Source organism: Methylomonas sp. Uni0009, assembly GCF_054188105.3.
This window is the reverse complement of record NZ_JBTAFN010000001.1, coordinates 255,789-275,356: the sequence shown is the minus strand read 5'-3', so window position 1 is coordinate 275,356 and position 19,568 is coordinate 255,789. Positions and strand designations below refer to the sequence as shown.

20 protein-coding genes and 3 tRNA genes are annotated in these 19,568 nt (G+C 50.0%); 7 read left to right on the top strand and 16 right to left on the bottom strand.

Going from position 1 to position 19,568, the window contains the following annotated elements; all coding sequences use genetic code 11:
* Nucleotides 1–52: 52 nt before the first annotated feature.
* Complete coding sequence (locus ACWAU0_RS01310) at nt 53–1,528, bottom strand: NarK family nitrate/nitrite MFS transporter (RefSeq protein ID WP_458138077.1); 1,476 nt, start codon at nt 1,526–1,528, stop codon at nt 53–55.
* A gap of 602 nt (nt 1,529–2,130) precedes the next feature.
* Nucleotides 2,131–2,472 carry a zinc ribbon domain-containing protein YjdM gene (locus tag ACWAU0_RS01305; protein WP_033157951.1) on the bottom strand — a complete coding sequence of 114 codons (342 nt, stop codon included), beginning with the start codon at nt 2,470–2,472 and terminating at the stop codon, nt 2,131–2,133.
* Between the two features lie 859 nt (nt 2,473–3,331).
* Between ACWAU0_RS01305 and ACWAU0_RS01300 the strand changes: the two genes are divergently transcribed.
* The 5 genes from ACWAU0_RS01300 (at nt 3,332) to ACWAU0_RS01280 (ending at nt 4,209) form a co-directional block, all read left to right on the top strand.
* A complete protein-coding gene (locus ACWAU0_RS01300) occupies nt 3,332–3,523 on the top strand; it encodes a hypothetical protein (RefSeq protein WP_033157950.1) in 192 nt (63 codons plus the stop codon).
* Between the two features lie 161 nt (nt 3,524–3,684).
* Nucleotides 3,685–3,876: a carbon storage regulator CsrA gene (gene csrA, locus ACWAU0_RS01295; protein ID WP_020482891.1), complete on the top strand. Its 192-nt coding sequence runs from the start codon at nt 3,685–3,687 to the stop codon at nt 3,874–3,876.
* Nucleotides 3,877–3,886: 10 nt separating this feature from the next.
* Nucleotides 3,887–3,977: transfer RNA gene (locus ACWAU0_RS01290), tRNA-Ser, on the top strand.
* A 56-nt stretch (nt 3,978–4,033) separates the two neighbouring features.
* A tRNA-Arg gene (locus ACWAU0_RS01285) sits at nt 4,034–4,110 on the top strand.
* 23 nt (nt 4,111–4,133) lie between these two features.
* Nucleotides 4,134–4,209, top strand: a tRNA-Asn gene (locus tag ACWAU0_RS01280).
* Between the two features lie 162 nt (nt 4,210–4,371).
* On the opposite strand, the gene ACWAU0_RS01275 is transcribed toward ACWAU0_RS01280, so the two are convergent.
* The 5 genes from ACWAU0_RS01275 to ACWAU0_RS01255 are packed head-to-tail and all read right to left on the bottom strand — an operon-like array spanning nt 4,372 to nt 6,955.
* Complete coding sequence (locus ACWAU0_RS01275) at nt 4,372–4,596, bottom strand: helix-turn-helix transcriptional regulator (protein ID WP_278211006.1); 225 nt, start codon at nt 4,594–4,596, stop codon at nt 4,372–4,374.
* On the bottom strand, nt 4,593–5,075 hold the full coding sequence (locus ACWAU0_RS01270; RefSeq protein ID WP_278211007.1) for a FlhC family transcriptional regulator: 483 nt from the start codon (nt 5,073–5,075) through the stop codon (nt 4,593–4,595). Before ACWAU0_RS01270 ends, ACWAU0_RS01275 begins: the two co-directional genes overlap by 4 nt.
* A gap of 11 nt (nt 5,076–5,086) precedes the next feature.
* Nucleotides 5,087–5,680, bottom strand: a complete 594-nt coding sequence (locus tag ACWAU0_RS01265) for an STAS-like domain-containing protein (protein ID WP_278211008.1) — start codon at nt 5,678–5,680, stop codon at nt 5,087–5,089.
* Nucleotides 5,681–5,712: 32 nt separating this feature from the next.
* Complete coding sequence (locus ACWAU0_RS01260) at nt 5,713–6,285, bottom strand: FlhC family transcriptional regulator (protein WP_278211009.1); 573 nt, start codon at nt 6,283–6,285, stop codon at nt 5,713–5,715.
* 25 nt (nt 6,286–6,310) lie between these two features.
* Complete coding sequence (locus ACWAU0_RS01255; RefSeq protein WP_278211010.1) at nt 6,311–6,955, bottom strand: flagellar transcriptional regulator FlhD; 645 nt, start codon at nt 6,953–6,955, stop codon at nt 6,311–6,313.
* An 86-nt stretch (nt 6,956–7,041) separates the two neighbouring features.
* Here ACWAU0_RS01255 and ACWAU0_RS01250 point away from each other — a divergent pair, with 86 nt between their 5' ends.
* A complete protein-coding gene (locus tag ACWAU0_RS01250; protein ID WP_278211011.1) occupies nt 7,042–8,028 on the top strand; it encodes a hypothetical protein in 987 nt (328 codons plus the stop codon).
* 124 nt (nt 8,029–8,152) lie between these two features.
* Here ACWAU0_RS01250 and ACWAU0_RS01245 read toward each other — a convergent pair whose 3' ends face one another.
* From ACWAU0_RS01245 to ACWAU0_RS01230, 4 genes are all read right to left on the bottom strand, one after another.
* A complete protein-coding gene (locus tag ACWAU0_RS01245; protein ID WP_278211012.1) occupies nt 8,153–9,808 on the bottom strand; it encodes an ATP-binding protein in 1,656 nt (551 codons plus the stop codon).
* A 141-nt stretch (nt 9,809–9,949) separates the two neighbouring features.
* Nucleotides 9,950–11,713 (bottom strand): DUF4942 domain-containing protein, encoded by a 1,764-nt coding sequence (locus ACWAU0_RS01240; protein ID WP_278211013.1) that lies wholly within the window; start codon nt 11,711–11,713, stop codon nt 9,950–9,952.
* 113 nt (nt 11,714–11,826) lie between these two features.
* Nucleotides 11,827–12,324: a hypothetical protein gene (locus ACWAU0_RS01235; RefSeq protein WP_278211014.1), complete on the bottom strand. Its 498-nt coding sequence runs from the start codon at nt 12,322–12,324 to the stop codon at nt 11,827–11,829.
* 148 nt (nt 12,325–12,472) lie between these two features.
* On the bottom strand, nt 12,473–13,135 hold the full coding sequence (locus ACWAU0_RS01230) for a hypothetical protein (protein WP_278211015.1): 663 nt from the start codon (nt 13,133–13,135) through the stop codon (nt 12,473–12,475).
* 164 nt (nt 13,136–13,299) lie between these two features.
* Between ACWAU0_RS01230 and ACWAU0_RS01225 the strand changes: the two genes are divergently transcribed.
* The gene (locus tag ACWAU0_RS01225; RefSeq protein ID WP_278211016.1) at nt 13,300–13,674 is read left to right on the top strand and encodes a hypothetical protein; all 375 of its coding nucleotides are present in this window, start codon (nt 13,300–13,302) and stop codon (nt 13,672–13,674) included.
* Here ACWAU0_RS01225 and ACWAU0_RS01220 read toward each other — a convergent pair.
* The 5 genes from ACWAU0_RS01220 to ACWAU0_RS01200 form a co-directional block, all read right to left on the bottom strand.
* Nucleotides 13,652–14,185 (bottom strand): hypothetical protein, encoded by a 534-nt coding sequence (locus tag ACWAU0_RS01220; RefSeq protein WP_278211017.1) that lies wholly within the window; start codon nt 14,183–14,185, stop codon nt 13,652–13,654. The genes ACWAU0_RS01225 and ACWAU0_RS01220 overlap by 23 nt on opposite strands.
* Before the next feature lie 350 nt (nt 14,186–14,535).
* The gene (locus tag ACWAU0_RS01215; protein WP_278211018.1) at nt 14,536–16,356 is read right to left on the bottom strand and encodes a VWA domain-containing protein; all 1,821 of its coding nucleotides are present in this window, start codon (nt 16,354–16,356) and stop codon (nt 14,536–14,538) included.
* A gap of 88 nt (nt 16,357–16,444) precedes the next feature.
* Nucleotides 16,445–17,650 carry a DUF3150 domain-containing protein gene (locus ACWAU0_RS01210; protein ID WP_278211019.1) on the bottom strand — a complete coding sequence of 402 codons (1,206 nt, stop codon included), beginning with the start codon at nt 17,648–17,650 and terminating at the stop codon, nt 16,445–16,447.
* A gap of 83 nt (nt 17,651–17,733) precedes the next feature.
* Nucleotides 17,734–18,501: a hypothetical protein gene (locus ACWAU0_RS01205; protein ID WP_278211020.1), complete on the bottom strand. Its 768-nt coding sequence runs from the start codon at nt 18,499–18,501 to the stop codon at nt 17,734–17,736.
* Between the two features lie 2 nt (nt 18,502–18,503).
* Nucleotides 18,504–19,445 carry an AAA family ATPase gene (locus ACWAU0_RS01200; RefSeq protein WP_278211021.1) on the bottom strand — a complete coding sequence of 314 codons (942 nt, stop codon included), beginning with the start codon at nt 19,443–19,445 and terminating at the stop codon, nt 18,504–18,506.
* Between the last annotated feature and the right edge of the window lie 123 nt (nt 19,446–19,568).

Genomic DNA, 19,568 nt, shown 5'->3' with positions numbered 1-19,568 from the left:
TAAAAATTGCTATAACAATACTTCGGCAGATGACGCCGGAATGCTTTGCCGGCTAAACCACTTCGATCATGGCCACGGTGCCGTCTTCCATAACTTCTGCCATGTGACCGGCGGGTTCCTCGATAAATTGCACCGCCAGTGCAACCACGACAGCCGTACCGGCGATGGTCAGAAAAAAGGCTTCCGGTGTGACAAAAGACAAGACTGTTAGAAAGGTAACGCCGCCCACATTGCCGTAAGCGCCGACCATGCCGGCAATTTGCCCGGTCATACGGCGCTTGATCAAGGGCACCATCGCGTAGACGGCGCCGCATCCGGCTTGGACGAAAAAGGAACATAAAAAGGTCACGGCAAACGCCAGGGCAATGGGCCATGCCGAATTGATTTGCGACATAGCGGCATAGCCCAGCGCGCAACCGATTACACAAACGCTCAGCGACAATTTTCGCCCGTACTTATCGCTCAGCCAGCCACCGCCAGGCCGCGCGACCAGGTTCATGAACGCGAAGCTGGATGCCAATAAGCCCGCTTGCACCGGGGTAATGCCGGTGTGCTTGAAGGTTTCGTGGAAAAACAGCGGCAGCATCGACACGACGGCGAGTTCGGAGCCGAAGGTCACCAGGTATGCTAGATCCAGAATGGCGACCTGCTTAAACTTGTATTGGTGTATCGGTTCAATGGGTTGGGTGAGATGTTCCTGATTAACGTGCACGATTTTGTACAAGTTGTAGAGAAACAATAGCCAAATCCCGATGTAAAGGCCGATGGTAGTGTCACCGGATAACAGCTGCATGCCGGTTGGCGACAGTTTCCAGGTCAGCAAACTTAACGCTGCATACAAGGGAATGGTCATCAGGATGTAGAAAAACAGATCCCAGATGCTGGTGACTTCCATGGCGCCGGCTTTCTTGGGTTTGAAATACGTCGAACCTTTAGGCGTATCGCTGACGCTGAAAAAATAAATCACCGAATAGAGCAAAGCCACGAGGCCGGTGCAGGCAATCGCATAGCGCCAGCCGTTTTCGCCGCCGAATGCCAAGGCCAATGACGGTAAGGCGATGGCCGCTGCCGCTGAGCCGAAGTTGCCCCAGCCGCCGTAGATGCCTTCGGCAACACCCAGTTGTCTGGCCGGGAACCACTCGCCGACCATCCGGATTCCGATGACAAAGCCGGCACCGACGAAACCCATTAAAAATCTCGCCAGCGCCAGTTGCTGAAAGTCGTCGGCAACGGCAAACATGAAGCAGGGAATGCTGCTGATCGCCAACAAGCTTGAGTAGGTGCGTTTGGGGCCAAATTTATCCACCAAAATCCCAATCGCAATCCGCGACGGGATGGTCAATGCCACGTTTAATATCAGGATGGTTTTAATTTCGGCTTGGCTGAGTTTAAGGCTCTCGGCAATCGCCAACATCAGCGGTGCATGGTTGAACCACACCACAAAGCTGATGAAAAACGCCAGCCAGCTCATGTGCAAAATCTGCATTTTGCCGGTAAAGCTAAAAAGATTGAGTTTGCTCGAGGACATAACTTACCTTTGAAAAGTGGAGGATAAAATGAATTCCGCTGGCCGGATCGAGCGTCGGAAATTCGTATCAAGTAGCTTGTGTGTACAAGCTATTGCTCCCCTTGAAAAGGGCTTATTTACTCATGAAGTGTGGGTGTCCTGAAACGAGCGAAGGCAAGGCACAACAGACGAATAAACAGCTTGGCTGAAGTTGATCAGCCTATTTTCAACGTCGTTGTTGAAGGGAGCAGAAGGTGCAGCGTTGCACGGGCTATATGATAGCACCCATTATGTGAAAGTATTCAATCCGGTTGTTGTCTGGAATGCGGAATGAGCCGGCGAAGCAGTTTCGAAGCCCCTAATTGTTGAGGGGGGCTCCGGATATTAAAATGCCGAAGCGGGTTCAGGCCGCTTCGGCAGGTGTCTGTGAGTCGCGGGTGGCAGGGGTTCAATCAGCTTGGTAATCCGACCCTTTTTACCACGGATATTCCGTTTGGGCCGAGTTCGTCGAAGCCGAGGTTGGTGCGGCCTTTGGTAAACTCTATATCTTCAACGGCGTTGAGGCGAACGGTATTTAGGGCCGGGTGAATGAGCTGCACACGTTTTGCGATTATTAGCTGGGATCAGACTTTTTTCACAAATTCAGATTTCAACTTCATCGCGCCGATGCCGTCGATTTTGCAGTCGATGTCGTGGTCGCCGTCCACCAGACGGATGTTTTTAACTCGGGTGCCGACTTTGACAACGAGTGAAGAGCCTTTCACTTTCAGGTCTTTAATCACCGTGATGGTATCGCCGTCTTGCAGCAGGTTGCCGTTGGCGTCCTTGACTACTTTCGTCTCCTCTTCGCTGTCACCAGCGGCATCGGCTGACCATTCGTGGGCGCAGTCCGGGCAAATATTCATGGTGCCGTCGTTATAAGTGTATTCAGAGCCGCATTTTGGACAGTTAGGTAAATCGTTCATGGTTGTTCCGTTGTTTTGATTAGCTGCGAGACAGCAGGTTTAATGTAAAAAATCCAGATTAGCCGCATCCTTTAAACCATAAACTCCATCATGCCAGCCGGGAATAAGAGCATCGACAGGCAGTGATCACTATTTTCGAGCTATTTTAGGTTTGGCTATCAACCTTTCCGGCACCCGGCTGAAAGGTTGATTTATAAAGCAAGCGACTGTAACGAGTTCGCTGCTCGGTCTAGCGGCTGCCATTTTCTGGAATGACGAATCCTGGGTATTTAAGCTAAAGCGACGAGTATCCGGACTTTCAGTCCAGTATCGGAACCCGCTGGCTTTGTGTAGTCGAATATGTACTGTGCTTAATACCGGGATTCGACGGCAAATCATAACCCGGCTTTAGGGATTATTGGTATCTCGCGTCGATTTAGTGCTGGGAAGCCGGTTGCAGGCTATGTTGCTTTTTTGGCGGAACCATAACTCATCGAAACGCGAATGGCCGACCAGCCAGGAGCTGACGGCGCGGAGAATGATAACGGTAAAAATGCATCTGTTTGGCCCATTGCCGAAAGTCTTGACATGTCGGTGTTTTAAGGTTGCGACAAATCGTCGCACTTTTTCTGGACAAAGCGATTTAAGTGCACTAGAATGCGCCCACCTTGACTTAGGTCAATACGAGCCGAAAAGCTTCGTATCTATTGGGGGAGGGAATGCGACCGTGTAACGGTACAACAATAATAAAAGCGCAAGCTATTAACCTGCTATCACAGATATCAGGCGTCCAAAAAACATAAAAATAACACCGGACGAAGCCCACTTAATCGTGGGCTTTTTTATGCGCCAATTACCATAAACCTGTTTGTTATTTCAGATGGCCGAAAAATCAGATTCGCTTCCACAAGATATTATGGAGGCAGAGCGTTTCATTGATGAACTAATGAACGACACCAAGCACCCGGTTCACAATCATGCTCATCCTTTGCACAAGGAATCGGTTAAAGCATTAGATGAGTTGATGCAGAGTCTGGATGCAATGCGCCATGAGTGGTTGTCTAAGGGATAGTTCAGAAAAACGCACGGATTTGTTTATTCTGACGTCCTAGCTGTTCGTATGCTTTTCTTTATGGCTAGCAAATATATCTTTATTTTTTCTCAAAAACGGATATAATCGTCGGTTCGAGTATGTTGCAGTAACAAAGCGCATTAATAGTGTAGGGAGATAGTATGCTTATCTTGACTCGTAGAGTAGGAGAGACCTTGATGATTGGTGACGATGTGACTGTTACAGTTCTCGGGGTAAAAGGAAATCAAGTTAGAATTGGCGTAAACGCACCAAAAGATATATCTGTTCATAGGGAAGAAATCTACGAGAGAATTAAGAAAGAGCAGTCTGAAGCAGGGAGTACGGAAGGCTGATTAAGTTATAGGAGAGATGGCCGAGAGGCCGAAGGCGCTCCCCTGCTAAGGGAGTATGTGCCAAAAGCGCATCGAGGGTTCGAATCCCTCTCTCTCCGCCACTAAATTTAAGTTTGACAAAGAATAACAAAAATAAGATAATAAGCGGCTCAGATAAGCGCCCGTAGCTCAGCTGGATAGAGTACACGGCTACGAACCGTGCGGTCGGGAGTTCGAATCTCTCCGGGCGCGCCATTTGAGTAAATTACCGAAATTAATCCCCTGTAGCTCAGTCGGTAGAGCGGGTGACTGTTAATCACTAGGTCGGCGGTTCGAGCCCGTCCGGGGGAGCCAAATAAATCAAGGGCTTAGGCAGAAATGTCTAAGCCCTTTTTTATTGCGTGGTCACTTTTATGGTCACTTTGTTTTTCACTCAAATCCGAAAAAAATTTCGTGCTTGATCGAAAAATATACGGCACCAAACGACAAATAAGGTTTGAATGCAGTTGTAAGGCATCAAAGTGTTCCGACATCTTCTTTTTTTACCCTCCTTTCATAAAACTCTTTGATCTGGCTTGCAAGCCACATTTGTGGATTTCGAATTACCGGTGGAGGAACATCACCAGCTTTCCTCATTCGCCAAAATTGGGTCCGAGTCACACCTAATTTTTTGATCATGTCGTTAATTTTCAGGAATTCTTTTTCTTTTGCCGTAGTATTTTGGTCGGATTCAATGTTCACTGGATACCTGATTGCAAAGTGTTGTTACATACGCCGCAGCGTTCAGTAAGGTCTTCTCTTGCGTTCAACAGTACCCAGGCACGACAATGTGGGCACGTTGAAACCTGCACTTTTTTATCCTTGATGTCTTGAGACACGACCCATGCCGCTGAAAAATCGAGATTTCCAAATGGGTAGGAATATTTGTAGGCATCAAAGGCGGTTATCAATGTTTGAATTTGGTCATCGGCCGATTTGCTCACGGCCACCCGATAGCAAACCGCAAATATCGTCACATCTTTATATTTACGTCTACTTCCAGTTAACCCGCGCGTTGAAAACTTGATTGAACCTCGGCTGGGCGAACGTCCATGCAATTGTCGATAAGTGTGTCGTAATGGCTTGATCGGAATGCCTGTCACTTGATGCACGATTTTTACCTTGGCATGGCGCTTCAGTAGTTCAATTGCTAACGTTTGCTGTTGATATTTTTTCAGCATAGACCGCCCTCTCAGCAAATCGAGCAGGTTAAACCGAGCATGGCTTCCACTATCGGTGGCTGCTCTTTATTGATATTCATCAGGAACTGACTGGAAAACCGTGGAGTAAAGCAAAGCCAATTGGATCGAGCGATGAACTGAATGTCCTCCAAAGACAAATGACCGAGAGCTGTTCGCATGGCGTCATCCGTAATTCCCAACACTAATTCCGTCAATACTGGATTTTCTCGCGCGATTTCTCTGGCCTTGATCAGCCAAGTTTGATTCATGGTGTAAATCTCTTCGTCGCACCCTTGATGATTGATCACTGAAAGTTTGTCGAAATAGTCGTCCAAGTTTTTGAAAGCAGACTGCATCTGCTTTTCATTGACGTCACTCAGGTTAATGACCATGAATTTCGATTTCAAAAAATCGGCGCCAAACTCAGTAATCAGAGGGAAAAATAATTCCTGAAAGAAACCCTGGGTAATAGCTTTGATATCCTTAAAATCAATGGTCAATATTTGCTGATTGGCAAAGCACTCACGCGCGAGTCGGGCGAGTTTTTTGCCATGAATAGGCTGAGGTATTTGGGAATCAGTGGCTGTAATGACCGCAATATGCATGCGACTTCTCCTTAGTAGCTGATGGATCGTTTCTAACGAGCGCTTGATTTGTTCAATGTGAGTTTGTTTGATTTTGCGGAAACCCAGCGTCGCCGACCTGAGCGATCAGTCCACACATCGCAGATAGGACATTGACTAAATGTGGCATCAGAGTGAATCATGCCCAGATAACGGGCGCGGCAACGCTCGCAAAGAATGAATACCAAATCACCCGCCGAGAGCAGGCTGAATAAATACCAAGCGCGGTTTATATCTAACGGATAATGTTGGCTGTAGCGTGGTTGGATATATTGCCGATTGGCTAAAATTCTGGAAGCGACATTGCTGTATATCTCATAGGCCGTAACCAGTAAGGTTGCATTCAGGCTCGGGGTAGAAAGCCGCTGCCGAATGTCTTCAATCATGCTTAAAAATAGCGAGGCATGAATGTTGTTGAACGCCGAGCGGATGGCCCATTGGTGATCATGGGGCAGCATGCCTTGTTTGGGCGATTGCCCTTGTACTTCTTTAAAAAATGCGATGCTTTGTTTTCTGGTTAAACGGCAGAGCTGGCTAACAATTGGCGGACGGGCGCCGAGTTGGATTAGTCTTTCCGCCAGCAGCAAGTCTGTGCCTATGCGAGACCTGTTGTTAAATGGTATTGGGTTCATTTGATGTGTCACTGATGCAAGGTTGGAGAAGATCCAAATAGGCAACCATCGGCAAGTTGCTCGGGGTAAACACCGGCAATAACCGAATCACAGCGCGACTGCTATCGGCGTGTTCACGAAGTTGCTCCTGTGTCATGCCGGCAAGATGGTCTATGCCTCCCCGATCAATGCCAAAGCGCCAGGCTGTTTCCGCCGGATTACTGCGTGCGCATTCCCTGGCTAGCATGAGATATTCGAAATTTAACCGGGCAAGATCTTCATCCAGTGTTGACATAAACGCCTCTGAGTTGATTAACGACTGTTGTCGATATGCTAGGCAGGCAACGCGCAAATGTCCCGGCCGCAAAGTGACCTGTTTTGGGTCACAAAGCTCCGGAACCCCCGATAGATATGATTTGGCTTTGTTGAAAATAATTGTCCTATTGAGTTGGTGATGCCTCTTTCGGCGTGTGATGGATGGCCACTTTGATAACGCCAGGCTATTTGTTCGCCCTGATGGATTGAATGATTCTGAAATTCTTCTAATCTCGTTCTGCTTATCAGAGGCTTTGCATACAACAAGTGGCGCCTCAATTGGTGTTTGACCTGAATAAGTGCATTCCAAAATCATTTTTATATCGCTCATCCCGAATTTGTTATGGAGGACATTGTTATGAATCGGCTATTCGCTAACCAGACCGCAACTGCCGGTTACCTGGTTTGGGGTGGTTTATGCGCGAGGTAATTCAATGCTTGATCGATTGGTTGGGTAGCGAGCCAAGCGATGAAAAAGGCCACCGCATATTGCGCGCGTTAGCCCAGGAATCGTTAAAGAAAGCTGAATTCGAAGAGTCGAAGCGACGTTTCACTGCCGAAGAAATCGTCGCCGCTGTTGATGAAACCTTAGAAAGTGCCGAACCTAAAAAATGGATAGACTGGCCGGGTTCATTGAAGAAATATTGCGAAACCCGCGAGCCCCAAATCATCGAGTTTGCCCGTAAGCGTGGATTGCCTCGCTATCCAAAGCCAGATCGCAAAAGCACAAAGGGAGGCCCTGGACGACACACGACGTTCTATATCAAGGCGGAACCGATCCCGGAAATTACGGAAGAAGACCAAGCGATTGAGAACGATCGGATAGACGGCAACCATGCAGCCGAATTGAAAGCCTGCTATCAAATGACTGAACTAGGTGAAGTCAAGCCCAGTTGGATCGCGAGTTGGTTATTTCGGCGTGGACAAATCGAATTAAGACAATGGCATGTCTGGGTTATATTGGGCTGGCTCGCAATCATAGCTGGATTCGCGTTGTTAATTGCCTATGCTGGATGGTTATCGTTATCCGTGCCCAGGCCGGTGACAACGCAAGATTTGACATTACTGATTAGTATTTTCGCGATTCCCTATGGTTCCTGGGTCTCTATCATCAAGCCTTGGGTGTTATTGTTGGATGATCGAATTGTCGTAGCCCATGAACTCTTCACAAATTTTTATGAACAGTCTGCGCAGTTCGAACTGCTACGAGACGGGGATTTAAGAGTGGTTCGGTTAGTCCGTTATTCGGCCGCATGCCCAATTTGTGGCGCCACTATTTATCTCGAAAAAGGCGAACCGGATTACCTGCGCAGATTGGTGGGGCGATGTTATGAAAGCCCGAGAGAACATGTGTTTAGTTTCGATCGAATCACGCGTTGCGGGCGGTTACTGGTAGATAGATAGCATTTCGAAGGTGCATATCAGCCCTTTTAGGGTGGACATAGAACCAGTAGCTTGTTCTCATTTTCGGTAATGAAAATGAGCGCAATTATCCGACTGGATAACGCGCTCTTGTATTGAAAGAGACTTAACTAGCCATGCCTGCTTCGAGTGTTTGCGTTTGACCGGATTGAACCGGATACGCTATCACCGATGCCGGTTTGCCTTGCTGATCCAACTCCACCACGAAGGCTTTACCATACAGCGCAGGACAACCGCAAAAATCCGGCAACAAGCGTTGCATAGCATTGGCTGGATCACTAGCGGTATTGGCCACCACAAAGGCGAGGAAGGCATCCGAATCGCTTTCAAAGGTCGATTCCTGAAATTCATCGTATTCGCTTCTGAAGCTGGCCATTTGTTGCAATACCTGAGCCGAGCAATCGCCTTTGGGCACAATGATGTCATCGGCGTTTTCCTGGCCTTGGTAGCAAGCCTCATCCCTGATTTCAATAACATCCTGCCCAAGCCGGATTCGGTAAGCATCGCAAAAACGCACGCAGACCCAACACCAATCACCTTGAAATTGGGCCTGATGGCTTTCATTGACCGTTTCAATCACCAGCTCTTCATCATTGAGATGCCGAACCAGTGAATGAAGCCAATGGTCTTTATCCAGCGTGCCTTGGTACAGCAAATAATCACGGTTCCAGGCAAACAAATAACGCCCGGCACCGTCCTGTTTGATGTCATCATCAATCGAGACGATGCCGCGGGCCATAATTTCTGCACGGGACATGGCTTTTTCCGGTCGCTGCTCAAAGTTATCAAAAACTTCGGTATCGCAAACCGGATAGGCAATGATTTCGCGTAAGGCTTCAGGTGGCACGACAGGCACGTCGTTGAGTAACCTCAACAGCTCCCAATGCCTCAGCATTTCATAAAAGCCCACAAACGCTTCGGCAGACAGAATGGCTTTCATCTGAATAAACCGTTGTTCGATGGTTTGTGCCAGAACGGCTTTAACCCGTTTGATGACATCCGCTTCATCGACCAGCTTGTCACGATCCGGTAAGCGGGCGTGAAAACGGGAGGAATCCAGATGGATGATATGGCGATACGAGGTATAGCTGTGCGAGGTGTAAATCGGCAAACCTTGCAGATAAACATCGAACTCATACTGCGCCCCATTGGGTTGGTCCATGCCATGCAGATACATCGCACCAATCTCGGTGTCAATAAACCCTAATCCACCATCCAGCGCGCATGAACGTTTAAGCAATTGATCGTTGAACAGCACTGGAATCGGGAAACCGCGCACCAAGCGTTTCAGCGTGGTGGCAATTTGACCCATTTCCAACTCCACATCCTGCAAGGTAATGCTAGTGATGCCGTTCCAGTCTTGGACTGGCGTGATCGTCACCGGCTTAAATGCCAAAATGTGGTCGGTTTCGACGTCAATCGAACCACTTTTGCTAGTGACGCTGATGTGCCGACAGGCAAACAGTGCCGACAAGAAGCCTATTCCGAACGGATGCTCATGGGCAACCACGTCTGCATCCCAGCCGGATTCGGCTACTGTCAGTAATGTTGCCATCAATTCAATGCCGCAGCCATCATCCAAAATTTGAAGGGTTTTGGTTTCAGGACAAAAGCTAATCACTACCATGGCCGCATTGGCCCGGCGCGCATTTTGAATGAGCTCGCCGAGCACCGTGGTCTTGTTGGTGAAGCTGAAGCGCAGGCTTTTGACCAAATTGGCTTGGTTGACTTTCATCGCGACTTCGCTGGTTTGTGTGTTCATGTGTTATCTCCGGGTATAAAAAAGCCTCGAGGACATGAAACAGACTAACCCCTTGGGGACAGTCGTTCATCTCCCCGAGGCGGGTGATACTGGCTAGGCCAGTGGTTAGGTAAAAGTCTTACCTTAGGTTTTGTGCGTTGGCTAAGAAGCTAAAGCCAACTGGCTATCAGGCAGGCTATCCCAATCCAATTGCCGGACACAGCCTTGATCGCTATCCAACAAGCTGTCGGGATCGATGCCATGATTTGCCAGTACAGTGCTCATCGCTTGGGTCAGCATGGCATTGCCACGCTCACGTTCCGATTCACCGCCGTATTTGACTGCCCAAAATGGATCAAAGTGAACATGCCGGCCATCCCGTTTACCGTGTTTACTGACTTCGGTACGGAATGCTTTATCAAGTTTTTCCGCTTGGTCGAACTGCTGCCAAAAACCGGTTCCTGCTTTGGTTTCCGCCGGCGGTAGCCAACGGCGATGATTGCCAACCAGAAGATTCATCCGATCAATCAGCGTTTTATTGCTGGGGAAGAAATGAATCGTGCCAACGCCCGGATAGTAGCGAACATCAAAATAGCTGCTGCTAATCCTTTGCCCGGTTCGCAGGGCATGGAAGTGATTTCGGAAAACCGATTCCAGCCCTACAGCCGCTTCATACTTGCCATCCAGCATCGCAAACACTTTGTCAAAATCCGCCAGCATCCGTTGAGACTCCCACGACAAATCGTTTTGATACGATTCGGTGGCATGACCCGGAATGACAAAACGGGTGGTTTTGATGCGCATGCCCAGTGAGCGATGCTTATCGTTGGACTTCCAGCCCATATAAAACACCGTGTTGTCACTGTGGTAGCGGGTGATCAGGTCGAACACATCGCAGACCATGCTTAGCTGAATATCGCCTTGCTGATCGATGATGCCTTGTAAAAAACCGTAGATATTCGGTACGGTGAATTCCAGTGACTTAATCGTCTCGAAATCCGACTCCAGCCGTTTTTGCGCCGCCGACGATAACCGCGAGGTGACTTGCGTGGAACGCAAAATACCAGACCAGGCACGATCTTTCAGGTCGCTGTAATCGGTATAAAGCTGATTCTTCACCCAATCCAGCGTCGACTGCGTGGATTTGATCGCCGCATCGCTATTCAATTCACCGAGCGTTTGCCCCAGCATTTTGCGATAGCGCATGGCGCGCGCTTCACTAAATGCCGATTGCCGGGCCGCTTCGACGGCGGCATTGAACATCAGCACCGCATTGTCGATAAAGGCATTGGCTAACGCCAGTTCATGGATGGGCTGGCCATCGCCGGCCAAACTCTCAGCGCTCACTTGATCGCGACGTAAGTCATCGAGGATGTTGCCTAACAGCTCTTCTTCGAACGTTGAGGTTTTCTTCAGCCAGATCAGCGCGATTTCCACATCCGTTTTGCGCTCGGCACCCTGACCGGCAAACATTTCCGACAAGTATTCCACTTCGCCAAACTGCTCAATCAATCGGAGCAAATGCTTTCGTTCCTTGGAAAACGGATTTTTCAAGGTTTCAGCATTGAGTATGGCTACGATCTCACCGTCGAATAAAATCTCCCAAGCCTTCAGCACATGCTGTGCGCCGTCGGCGAACGGGGGATTCATCAACACATGGGAATACAGACTGCCGCTTTTAAACTGCATAAAATCCATACCCACCACCGAAAACCCAAGCGAACGCAAGATCGGGTGTTTACTGATATCGATTTCAATGCAATCGACTGGAATTTGCTGCCAGCGGTTGTAAGGTCGAGGTTTTAATAAATGTCCTTCGCCTGCAGAGGGCTCCAATATCCGAACGAACTGCCGGTTCTTGAAGGTTTCCCAAGCCTTGATGCTCAAAGCTTCAGGCGTTGGATAATATTGATGATTGTCTATCATGGTGATCTCCGATGAGACCCCTGACGACCGATTTATCCCTGGCGGGATAGAATCATCCCTCAGGGGTATAGTGAAAAAACTCGGCTAAACCGAGTGTCAAAAATAGCGGCGCGTCAGATCAACGCGAACCGCATACCTTGAATGAAGTCCTGGTAGTGCCGGGCTTCGGTTTTTGCTTTGAACCGGGCATGCACGCTGCCGTCGATCCAGATTTCCCAGGGCAAGCGTTTGAGCTCACCTCTAACCAGTTCCACCTCGCCAACCCGAAAATCATCGTGTTGGTAAAGCACCTGGCGCGGACTGTCGATACGGACGATGCAATGATCCAACAATGCCGGACCACCGATGTCACCCGGTTCGATCAACAGAGGCACTTTAATCGTGCCGGTCGAGCGGCCGATCCATCCAATGACATCGTACTCATCAAGCCACGATTGACCGGTAACTGGGTCGCCGTAATACAGCCGGATTTTGCGTCGGCTATGGCGAAGCTGTTCCAACAATTCGACCACCGGTTCTGGGGTGTCGGCGTGGTAACAGGTGCCGGATGGCAAACGCTGATACTGGATGCAATGACCCGTGCTGAAGGCATGTTCAAAGAGTTGTTTCATGATGTTGTCCTCAATTAAAACGGAAACATCACGCATCCCCAGCGGGAATAGGACATTCCCGTGTGGGTGGATAAAATGAGCGCCGAATCGAATGACTTGGCTAACTCAGGCTTTTACAAATTGCGCACATAAATACCGCGCGCGTTTTTCAGGATTGGATGTCCAGAGCAGGTTTTCCCAAAGCTTGTAATGCCACAGGAATCAGCTGATCCAAATCGTCCCAATCGATACTGCCGCCGCTGGCTTCGCCTTGTAGATAGGCTTCAACCAATCCCCGACAAACCCGCATGGCCGCTTGCTCTTTCTTCAATTGCTGTACCGAATAATCCGGTTCCGGCAACTGTGCAACGGCAACGCATTCCCAGACTAGGCTTTCACCCTCCACTTCATGATAGTCATCGGACAATAACGGCATGGCAGCGGTGTCATCCCAAATCGTGCCATCATTGAATGCCTGCTCGGCAATCTGTTGTGCCGATTTGGGACTGTCTGCGGTGATACCGACCGACACGCGGTGCACAAAGTCGATCTCGTAGGACACTACGAAGAATCGATTCACACCCGCCACCGTGACATTGGCTGAAGCGGGTCTTTCGACTGGTGTTCCGGTTTCCGCCGACTCACCCTCGATCAATGCGCTTTCATAAGGCTCGATCTCTTTATTGCAATCCGAGCAGCGATCGTTACAGGCGCAATCCCATTCATCCTCCCATTCGGTCTGGCAGTAAGGGCAGCGGTACTGATTCAGATAGCGAACCGCGCTGATTTCGGCAGGGGTTGCACCAACGCTGGGTTGGTTGATTGTTTTCATGGTCATGTCCTCCAAAAAACGCAGGAACGACCACCCGGCAGGATGAGGTTCCTGCAGGTAAAAATCGCTGAATAAAGCCGAAATTCGACTTACACATCGGGGTTGAATTTGCACAAAAATCGGTATATGGTGGCTAAAACGCACTAAAAAACAGAGAAATAACCATGTTTGACGATATTTTGCGCATTTTTGATTTCCTCAGTCCTAAGCAGACTGAGAGCACGCAACCAGTACGAAAATCGATGGCAATACCACTCGATCCCAGACTGAATGCGTTAAATCTTTGCAAAATAATTTTGACCAAGTTGGATGCCGCGGAAGCCGATGTTTTGCAAAACATCAACGATCCGAAGCGAGCTTGGGAGTTGTTGAGCAATATCCGACAATTGCGACGGGAAACCTTTGAGGATCTCCAATCGCTGTTACCGGACCGCTTTCGTTTAGACGAACCCACGATTGACTTGGTCAGGCCGGTACGCACCGTGATGACACAAAACGGCGCGACGCTTGCGGTATTCAATGGCGGACAGACTCACTGACTGGCGTCGATAAACCATTCCCTTTCAGTGCTGCCCGAAGTTGGGATACCTGATGAGGAACTTTCTGAGCCTCAACACCAGCAACCGCAACCGACTGCTTTTTAGAGCGCCGAGTTTTTTTGACTTCAGGCTCGGGACTTTCGATCATTGGTTTGATTTTCAACAAATCCCGTTCCAGTTTGGCGATTTGAATATCCGCCTCATAGATCTCGATGGTTTTTAACTTGGCCTGTAATTGTGCTTCCAGTCGGACCGCCTCTCGATTGACACCGTGATTGCGCGTCTGAATTTCCTGGCGCACCGAATCCGAAATCGCCAACCAGTCCAAGTCTTCTCTGCTACGAGGCATAATCACCGGTAGCCGGTTTCGCGCCAAACGCTGCGCGCGATAACGGTGAAACGTTTGAGCGGCGTGTTTCAATGCGCTTAGCAGTTGCAACGCCGTTGCCCAAATCACTCGCAAGGCAAGGATGAACATCGCCAATAAGATGATGCCGAAAATAAAGTTCATTGAAGTTCTCCTTTAAAAATTTACGAAAACACTTCGAATGAACAGCACCCGGCCGGGCGATGGTCGCCCGAAGCGGGTTTAGGATTTGCAGAGGGTAGTACCACTGCGATTTACATCGGGCTTAACGCACCCGACACGATCACGGTTTAACGTGCTCGCCGCCTAAAGACGGAACGCCGACTGAAGTCGGATTCAGCATTCTGGAAAGAACGCATGAAATGTCTGTTTGTCGAATGGGCTCCAGGAAGTGAGTGCATTCGACAAACTGCGTGTTGTAATCAGCTACCCATAGCCACAATCGCCAGGTTAATACCTAAGGATTGGGCTACGGATAATTGACTGGCTAAGAATTACGCCGCCAACAACACCGCTTTCGAGAGTTCGAACAATTGTGCTCTCAGCTCTGAAAGGTCATTAATGGTGATGGCCATCGGGAATAGATGACTGACATCCAAGCCTAAACCTATGCCGACCGTTTCAATGCCACTATCGCGGCAACGCTGCAACAGTTCCAGCGTGCTCAGGGTATCGTTGGGTTGGCCATCGGTCATCACCATCAACACCTTGCGCGGTTCCCGGCATCGCAGCAGTGACGCCGCACCAAACCAAATCGCTTCGGTCATCGGTGTACTGCCAGTAGCTGCTACCGGAAAGGCTCCGGTTCGGCTATTCACGCGTTGGCCATGCTCGAGAAGACGAAAAACCGAATCATCGTGATGGCCTGGAAACGCCGTGACGCCGGGATTAACCCCAGGAATGCCTTCAAAGGCCAACGCAAGCGCCAAGCTGGCTTCCAACGCAATCGGCATACGCGATCCGATGGGTTGGCCTTGGCTATCGGTTACCTGATAACCCATGCTTTCGGATTTATCGAGTAACAAATGGATCGCCGTATTGGGTGCCGCTTTGGTCTGCTTACGCTGAAACAACTTGGTTTCGCCGAGTGGTAAACGGTGTAGACGCTTGCCATCCATCCGCCGTCCACGACACGCATGTTGCGACCGGTTTAAGGTTTGCGATTGCACCAGGCCTTGCAACGCGGCGCGGATTTTTCCCGATTCGCCTTGCACCTTGCGCAGTAAAAACGCACCAGACTGATCGTCCATAGGTGGCTCTAGGCCACTGGGCATCAGCAATTCCGATACATTTTCTGACGCCAGCGACAATGCCGATTTCAACGACTCGAAAAGTTCTTGGTCGATATCACTGTCACCAGCGGACAACAGGGTTTGCAATACGCCCATCGGATCGGCAATCTCCGCGTTTTCTTCATCTTCACCTTGCGGGGTGGATGTCGAACTGCCGGATAGCATTGCCGGTTCATCGTCAGGATTTTCTGGATCAGACGCATCATTACCCGCTGATTCTGACGACAATTCGTCATCAGTGTCGGTGGGTAACTGTTCATCGGGCTCCATTTCATCCTGGGAATCAGAGCCATTCGAATCGTCCGAATCGGTTGATTCAGCATTCTGATTCGGATCATCCGGTTCAGGCGTGGTTTCCTCATCCGCCGATGGCTGTGCTTGGTTCTGCTGCTGTTGTTGCTCGAATTCCTGCTCAATCATGGTCAGGATGCGATCAGTCAATTGCAAACAATCACTCTCCGATTGCAAGTCATCCGGCACTTCGGACAACAAGCCTTTCAGGCGCGTTACCGCACCTTTCGGAAACTTCGCTTTCAGTACCGCTTCGGTTTGCTCGACCAATGGCAATAACGCCGCTTGACCCAACACCCTGGCTCGCAGGCTCTTCAAGACAAAGCTGTACAGAATATTGGCCGGATGATCATTGATATTGCTGGCAACAAAGTCGCCTTTGGCAATCATCTTTTCAATCACGGTGCGTATCGTTAGCTTAGTACCCGGAAAGTCCTTGGCCAGTTCGTGCTCGATGCGGACATCTTCAATTGCATTGCATAAGCGTCGACGTAATACCGAACTGCCATAACGCAGCGTAAAATCCGAATAGCGAATATGCGCCGCTTCATGTGCCAACAACCCCCAAGCGACATCCTGATAATCGGGATCGTCACCCTCATAGGCCGGCAGTTGAATCGATCGACCATCGGTATAGGCTTGATTGCCACCGACACTGACTTTGACGCCAAAGCGATTGCCAATAGCGGCCGCAACAATGGGGAATGCGTTGTGTAATGTTCTATTTTTCATGGTGTGCTCCAAAAGTCAGGGCAAACCATGACCCCAGCGGGACATGAATTTGCCCCAGTGGGTGAAGTGTAAAAGGGTGTCAGTGCATTCAGAACCAGTAGTCCTGGTCAGAATCGTTCGCCTCGTCATCGCTTCCCTCAGTCACCGTTTCAGGTTGTGCTGAATGCTCTGACGGGTTGGATTCATCTGCAAAGTTACCGGTTTCCAGTTTGGCCTGGCTTTTCTCCAGCAAGATCTCAAGCGCCCAGTCGTCGGCCGAAGATTCCGGTTCGAGTTCATCGTCGAAGATGCCGTCAAACAGATCGGTAAAATCGTGGCTGTCTGGAACGGTTTCAACAATGACAGGTGTTGGTTCGGTTGCGACTAATGTTGCTGTTGGTACCGTTGGTGGCTCTAACTCCGCGTGTTCGACGATTTCATCAACGTCCGTCTCTTCAACAACGGGTGTTTGATTAACCAACAGCCCTTCACCGTGCCGCCGGGTTTTATCCGGATCGGACAACAGCATGGCTGTGGCCAGAATCTCCTGCAAAATGGGGCCTTCAATGGCGCCTTTGTTGGGAATTCTTGCCAGTAGATCGTCAATGGTGCTGACGACCGGCGCGACCCGATGATCCAGGAAGCCCAATCCATCGAGTTTATCCCGCATGCGGCGAATCGGCCGTAACGCATTCCGCGTCACTTGCTCCTTACCTAGCAGCGATTGTTCGATGAGTTGATTGGCTTCCACGGAAATTTCGTAGAACATCTGCTCACTGAGCGAGCCGATTTTGCTGTCCAGTCGTGCAACATCCGCCGGTGGCAAGCTTTCGGGTAACCCGACACTGACCACCAGAAAATCAAACGACAATCGCGTTGAGACAAACTCCACCGAATCCACGGCTTGCTCGATGATGCCGGCAAATTCCGGATGGCGAACCACCCAGTCCGTCACCGCCGCATCGTAACCGGCAATAAACTCGGTTTTAGCTGCTGCAAAATCCAGCGCAATGCGCTCGAGTTCTGCGGTAATACCGGCAGCGGACTCAACCGGCACGGCAAAGCCACCCAGAAAGCGGGTGCCGACGCGCAAACAAATGCGTTCGGCTTCTTTCTTCAGGCGGTTAAATACCGTCAGCTTATCGGGATCGAGCAAACGTTTTGATCCCAGGCTGGCTAAGTCCTCCGGCGGCAATTTGCTACCATCGGCCAGCACCAGGTCTTCTTTTTTCAGTTTCTTGCGGGCGCCGTAAATATTGGCATCCACTTTTACCAAGACCACGCGGTCTAAAATTACTTGTGTTTCATTAGACATAGGAACCTCCTAAAATGAGAGGCACACCCATCCCCGCCGGGGCCGATGTGCCCCTATCGGGTTAAATGAAAATACCAAACCGGTTAAAACCAGCAGTCGTCCGTGTCGGACATGGCCGCTGCCAGATTTAATCGGGGTTTGAGCAGACCTAACACTTCTGCGGTGTCGCGAATGCTGTCCAGATCAGTGCCAAACAATGTCAGCACGTCCTGTTCAGCTTTCAGATCGACCGAGAGGTCTCGGGCGGTTTCGGTGGCAATATCGATGTCCACGCCTTTGAAGCCTTTTGCTTTCAATGCCAGTAAAAACAACCAAGGCAGAATGCCATGCGCTGATTTAATCTGGCCGTTCAGTTCAAAGGTTTCGGCATTGAGGGTGGCATTAATCAATTGTTGCCAGCCATCCCAGTCTTGTGCAGGCGTAGCATGTTGATCCGACAAGGTTTGAATAACGCCGATCAGTCGCCTGACCTCGATACCCAATTCCACTCGAATGGCCTGTTTCGCTCGACATTCGATGGTCCAATACAGCGCATCGACGGGTGGAGGTAGCTCGGGGTCGGGATTTGCATCAGGTTCAGGTCTTTGTGGCTGGGTTGCCGGAGTCTTGCCCGGAAACACCACATTACCGTTCACATCAATTTCAACTGCGCCGACCAAGACATAGCCTTTGGCTTGCTTTTGTCGTTCGATGTCGAGTTGCTCAACGCCGTATCGGTTGCTAACGCCCGGCAATCGATCTGCCGTTTTCCCCCAACGCGTCGTTATTGATCCATCCGAATTACCCCTGATTGCCCAGTCTTTGGAACTGCCGTCAGGGTTACGATGACGATAGAGATTCCAGGCGGCCATGACTAGACCTGCCAGTCATCACCAAACACATCCTTGGCGATGCGATGAATCGCTTCGCGTTCAGCAGGTTCAGCTCGAAAGGTCAAGGCCCGATCCAGGGAATAGGCCAAGGCATTAGGCGCACTTTTGAAGGTGGCCACCAACGATGCCCAGCGCACTAAACCGCGCGTGGATAAGGTCACCGATAACATGCCGCCGCCATCGGCACCGCCGACAAAGACTTTACGAATCTGATTGGCGACTTTGATCATGCTTTCGCGTACCGTTTCCGGCATACTCGGCACCACATCGGCCAGCAGTTTCATTTCGTCTTCGGGTTCGGGGTAGCCGACTTCCATCAGTCGAAACCTGTCTAAGAAGGCTAGGTTCTGACGTAATACACCTTGGTACAAGCCCGACTGATCGCCACTACCAGCACTATTGCCGGTGGCGACCAAACGGAATTTAGGGTGCGGCGTAATCACATCGCCAGTCTGCGGAATTGTTAGAGGTTTCCCTTCAACAATTTCATTCAAGCCAATCAGCTCGGCAGGATCGATGGCATCGATTTCGTTGATCAACAGCACATGACCCAAGCGTACCGCCAGAGTCAACGGACCATCGATCCACTTCATCGCGCCGCCGTCGACCAGCATGTACTGGCCGAGCAGATCATTAAGTTCCAATCGACCGTGACCGGTGACCGGATGCACGCCCCAATGGAGACGCGCCGCGACTTGCTCCAACAACGAGGTTTTTCCGGAACCGGTAGGGCCGGTCAGGTATAAACCGTCGCCATTGTGAGCGCCTAAAAATGCCAGCACGTCGCGCAAGTGATCCTTGCGAAACACGTACGGCTTTTGCGCCGGTACATAAGCATTTTGGCCTGGTTTGAAACCTTCCACTTTCATGGAAGCAGGGGCTGTAATGCCGAAGGTATCGGCAATCGAATAAGATTGATACATAGTGAACTCCTTTGCTTGAGGTTATTACCCGAAGCAGGGGCACACCGATCCCCGGACGGGAACAGTATCCCCGTCGGGTAGGAATGAATATCTGGCGAACCAGAGTGTTTGACAAACTAATTA

Excerpts from the sequence above, each read along its gene's own strand:
- ACWAU0_RS01235 (WP_278211014.1), bottom strand. The coding sequence starts at position 12,324 with ATGAAACAACTCTTTGAACATGCCTTCAGCACGGGTCATTGCATCCAG.
- ACWAU0_RS01255 (WP_278211010.1), bottom strand. The coding sequence starts at position 6,955 with ATGAGCGATATAAAAATGATTTTGGAATGCACTTATTCAGGTCAAACA.
- ACWAU0_RS01220 (WP_278211017.1), bottom strand. The coding sequence starts at position 14,185 with ATGAACTTTATTTTCGGCATCATCTTATTGGCGATGTTCATCCTTGCC.
- ACWAU0_RS01210 (WP_278211019.1), bottom strand. The coding sequence starts at position 17,650 with ATGTCTAATGAAACACAAGTAATTTTAGACCGCGTGGTCTTGGTAAAA.
- ACWAU0_RS01215 (WP_278211018.1), bottom strand. The coding sequence starts at position 16,356 with ATGAAAAATAGAACATTACACAACGCATTCCCCATTGTTGCGGCCGCT.
- ACWAU0_RS01305 (WP_033157951.1), bottom strand. The coding sequence starts at position 2,472 with ATGAACGATTTACCTAACTGTCCAAAATGCGGCTCTGAATACACTTAT.
- ACWAU0_RS01270 (WP_278211007.1), bottom strand. The coding sequence starts at position 5,075 with ATGCTGAAAAAATATCAACAGCAAACGTTAGCAATTGAACTACTGAAG.
- ACWAU0_RS01245 (WP_278211012.1), bottom strand. The coding sequence starts at position 9,808 with ATGAACACACAAACCAGCGAAGTCGCGATGAAAGTCAACCAAGCCAAT.
- ACWAU0_RS01230 (WP_278211015.1), bottom strand. The coding sequence starts at position 13,135 with ATGAAAACAATCAACCAACCCAGCGTTGGTGCAACCCCTGCCGAAATC.
- ACWAU0_RS01225 (WP_278211016.1), top strand. The coding sequence starts at position 13,300 with ATGTTTGACGATATTTTGCGCATTTTTGATTTCCTCAGTCCTAAGCAG.
- ACWAU0_RS01240 (WP_278211013.1), bottom strand. The coding sequence starts at position 11,713 with ATGATAGACAATCATCAATATTATCCAACGCCTGAAGCTTTGAGCATC.
- ACWAU0_RS01250 (WP_278211011.1), top strand. The coding sequence starts at position 7,042 with ATGCGCGAGGTAATTCAATGCTTGATCGATTGGTTGGGTAGCGAGCCA.
- ACWAU0_RS01205 (WP_278211020.1), bottom strand. The coding sequence starts at position 18,501 with ATGGCCGCCTGGAATCTCTATCGTCATCGTAACCCTGACGGCAGTTCC.
- csrA (WP_020482891.1), top strand. The coding sequence starts at position 3,685 with ATGCTTATCTTGACTCGTAGAGTAGGAGAGACCTTGATGATTGGTGAC.
- ACWAU0_RS01300 (WP_033157950.1), top strand. The coding sequence starts at position 3,332 with ATGGCCGAAAAATCAGATTCGCTTCCACAAGATATTATGGAGGCAGAG.
- ACWAU0_RS01310 (WP_458138077.1), bottom strand. The coding sequence starts at position 1,528 with ATGTCCTCGAGCAAACTCAATCTTTTTAGCTTTACCGGCAAAATGCAG.
- ACWAU0_RS01265 (WP_278211008.1), bottom strand. The coding sequence starts at position 5,680 with ATGCATATTGCGGTCATTACAGCCACTGATTCCCAAATACCTCAGCCT.
- ACWAU0_RS01200 (WP_278211021.1), bottom strand. The coding sequence starts at position 19,445 with ATGTATCAATCTTATTCGATTGCCGATACCTTCGGCATTACAGCCCCT.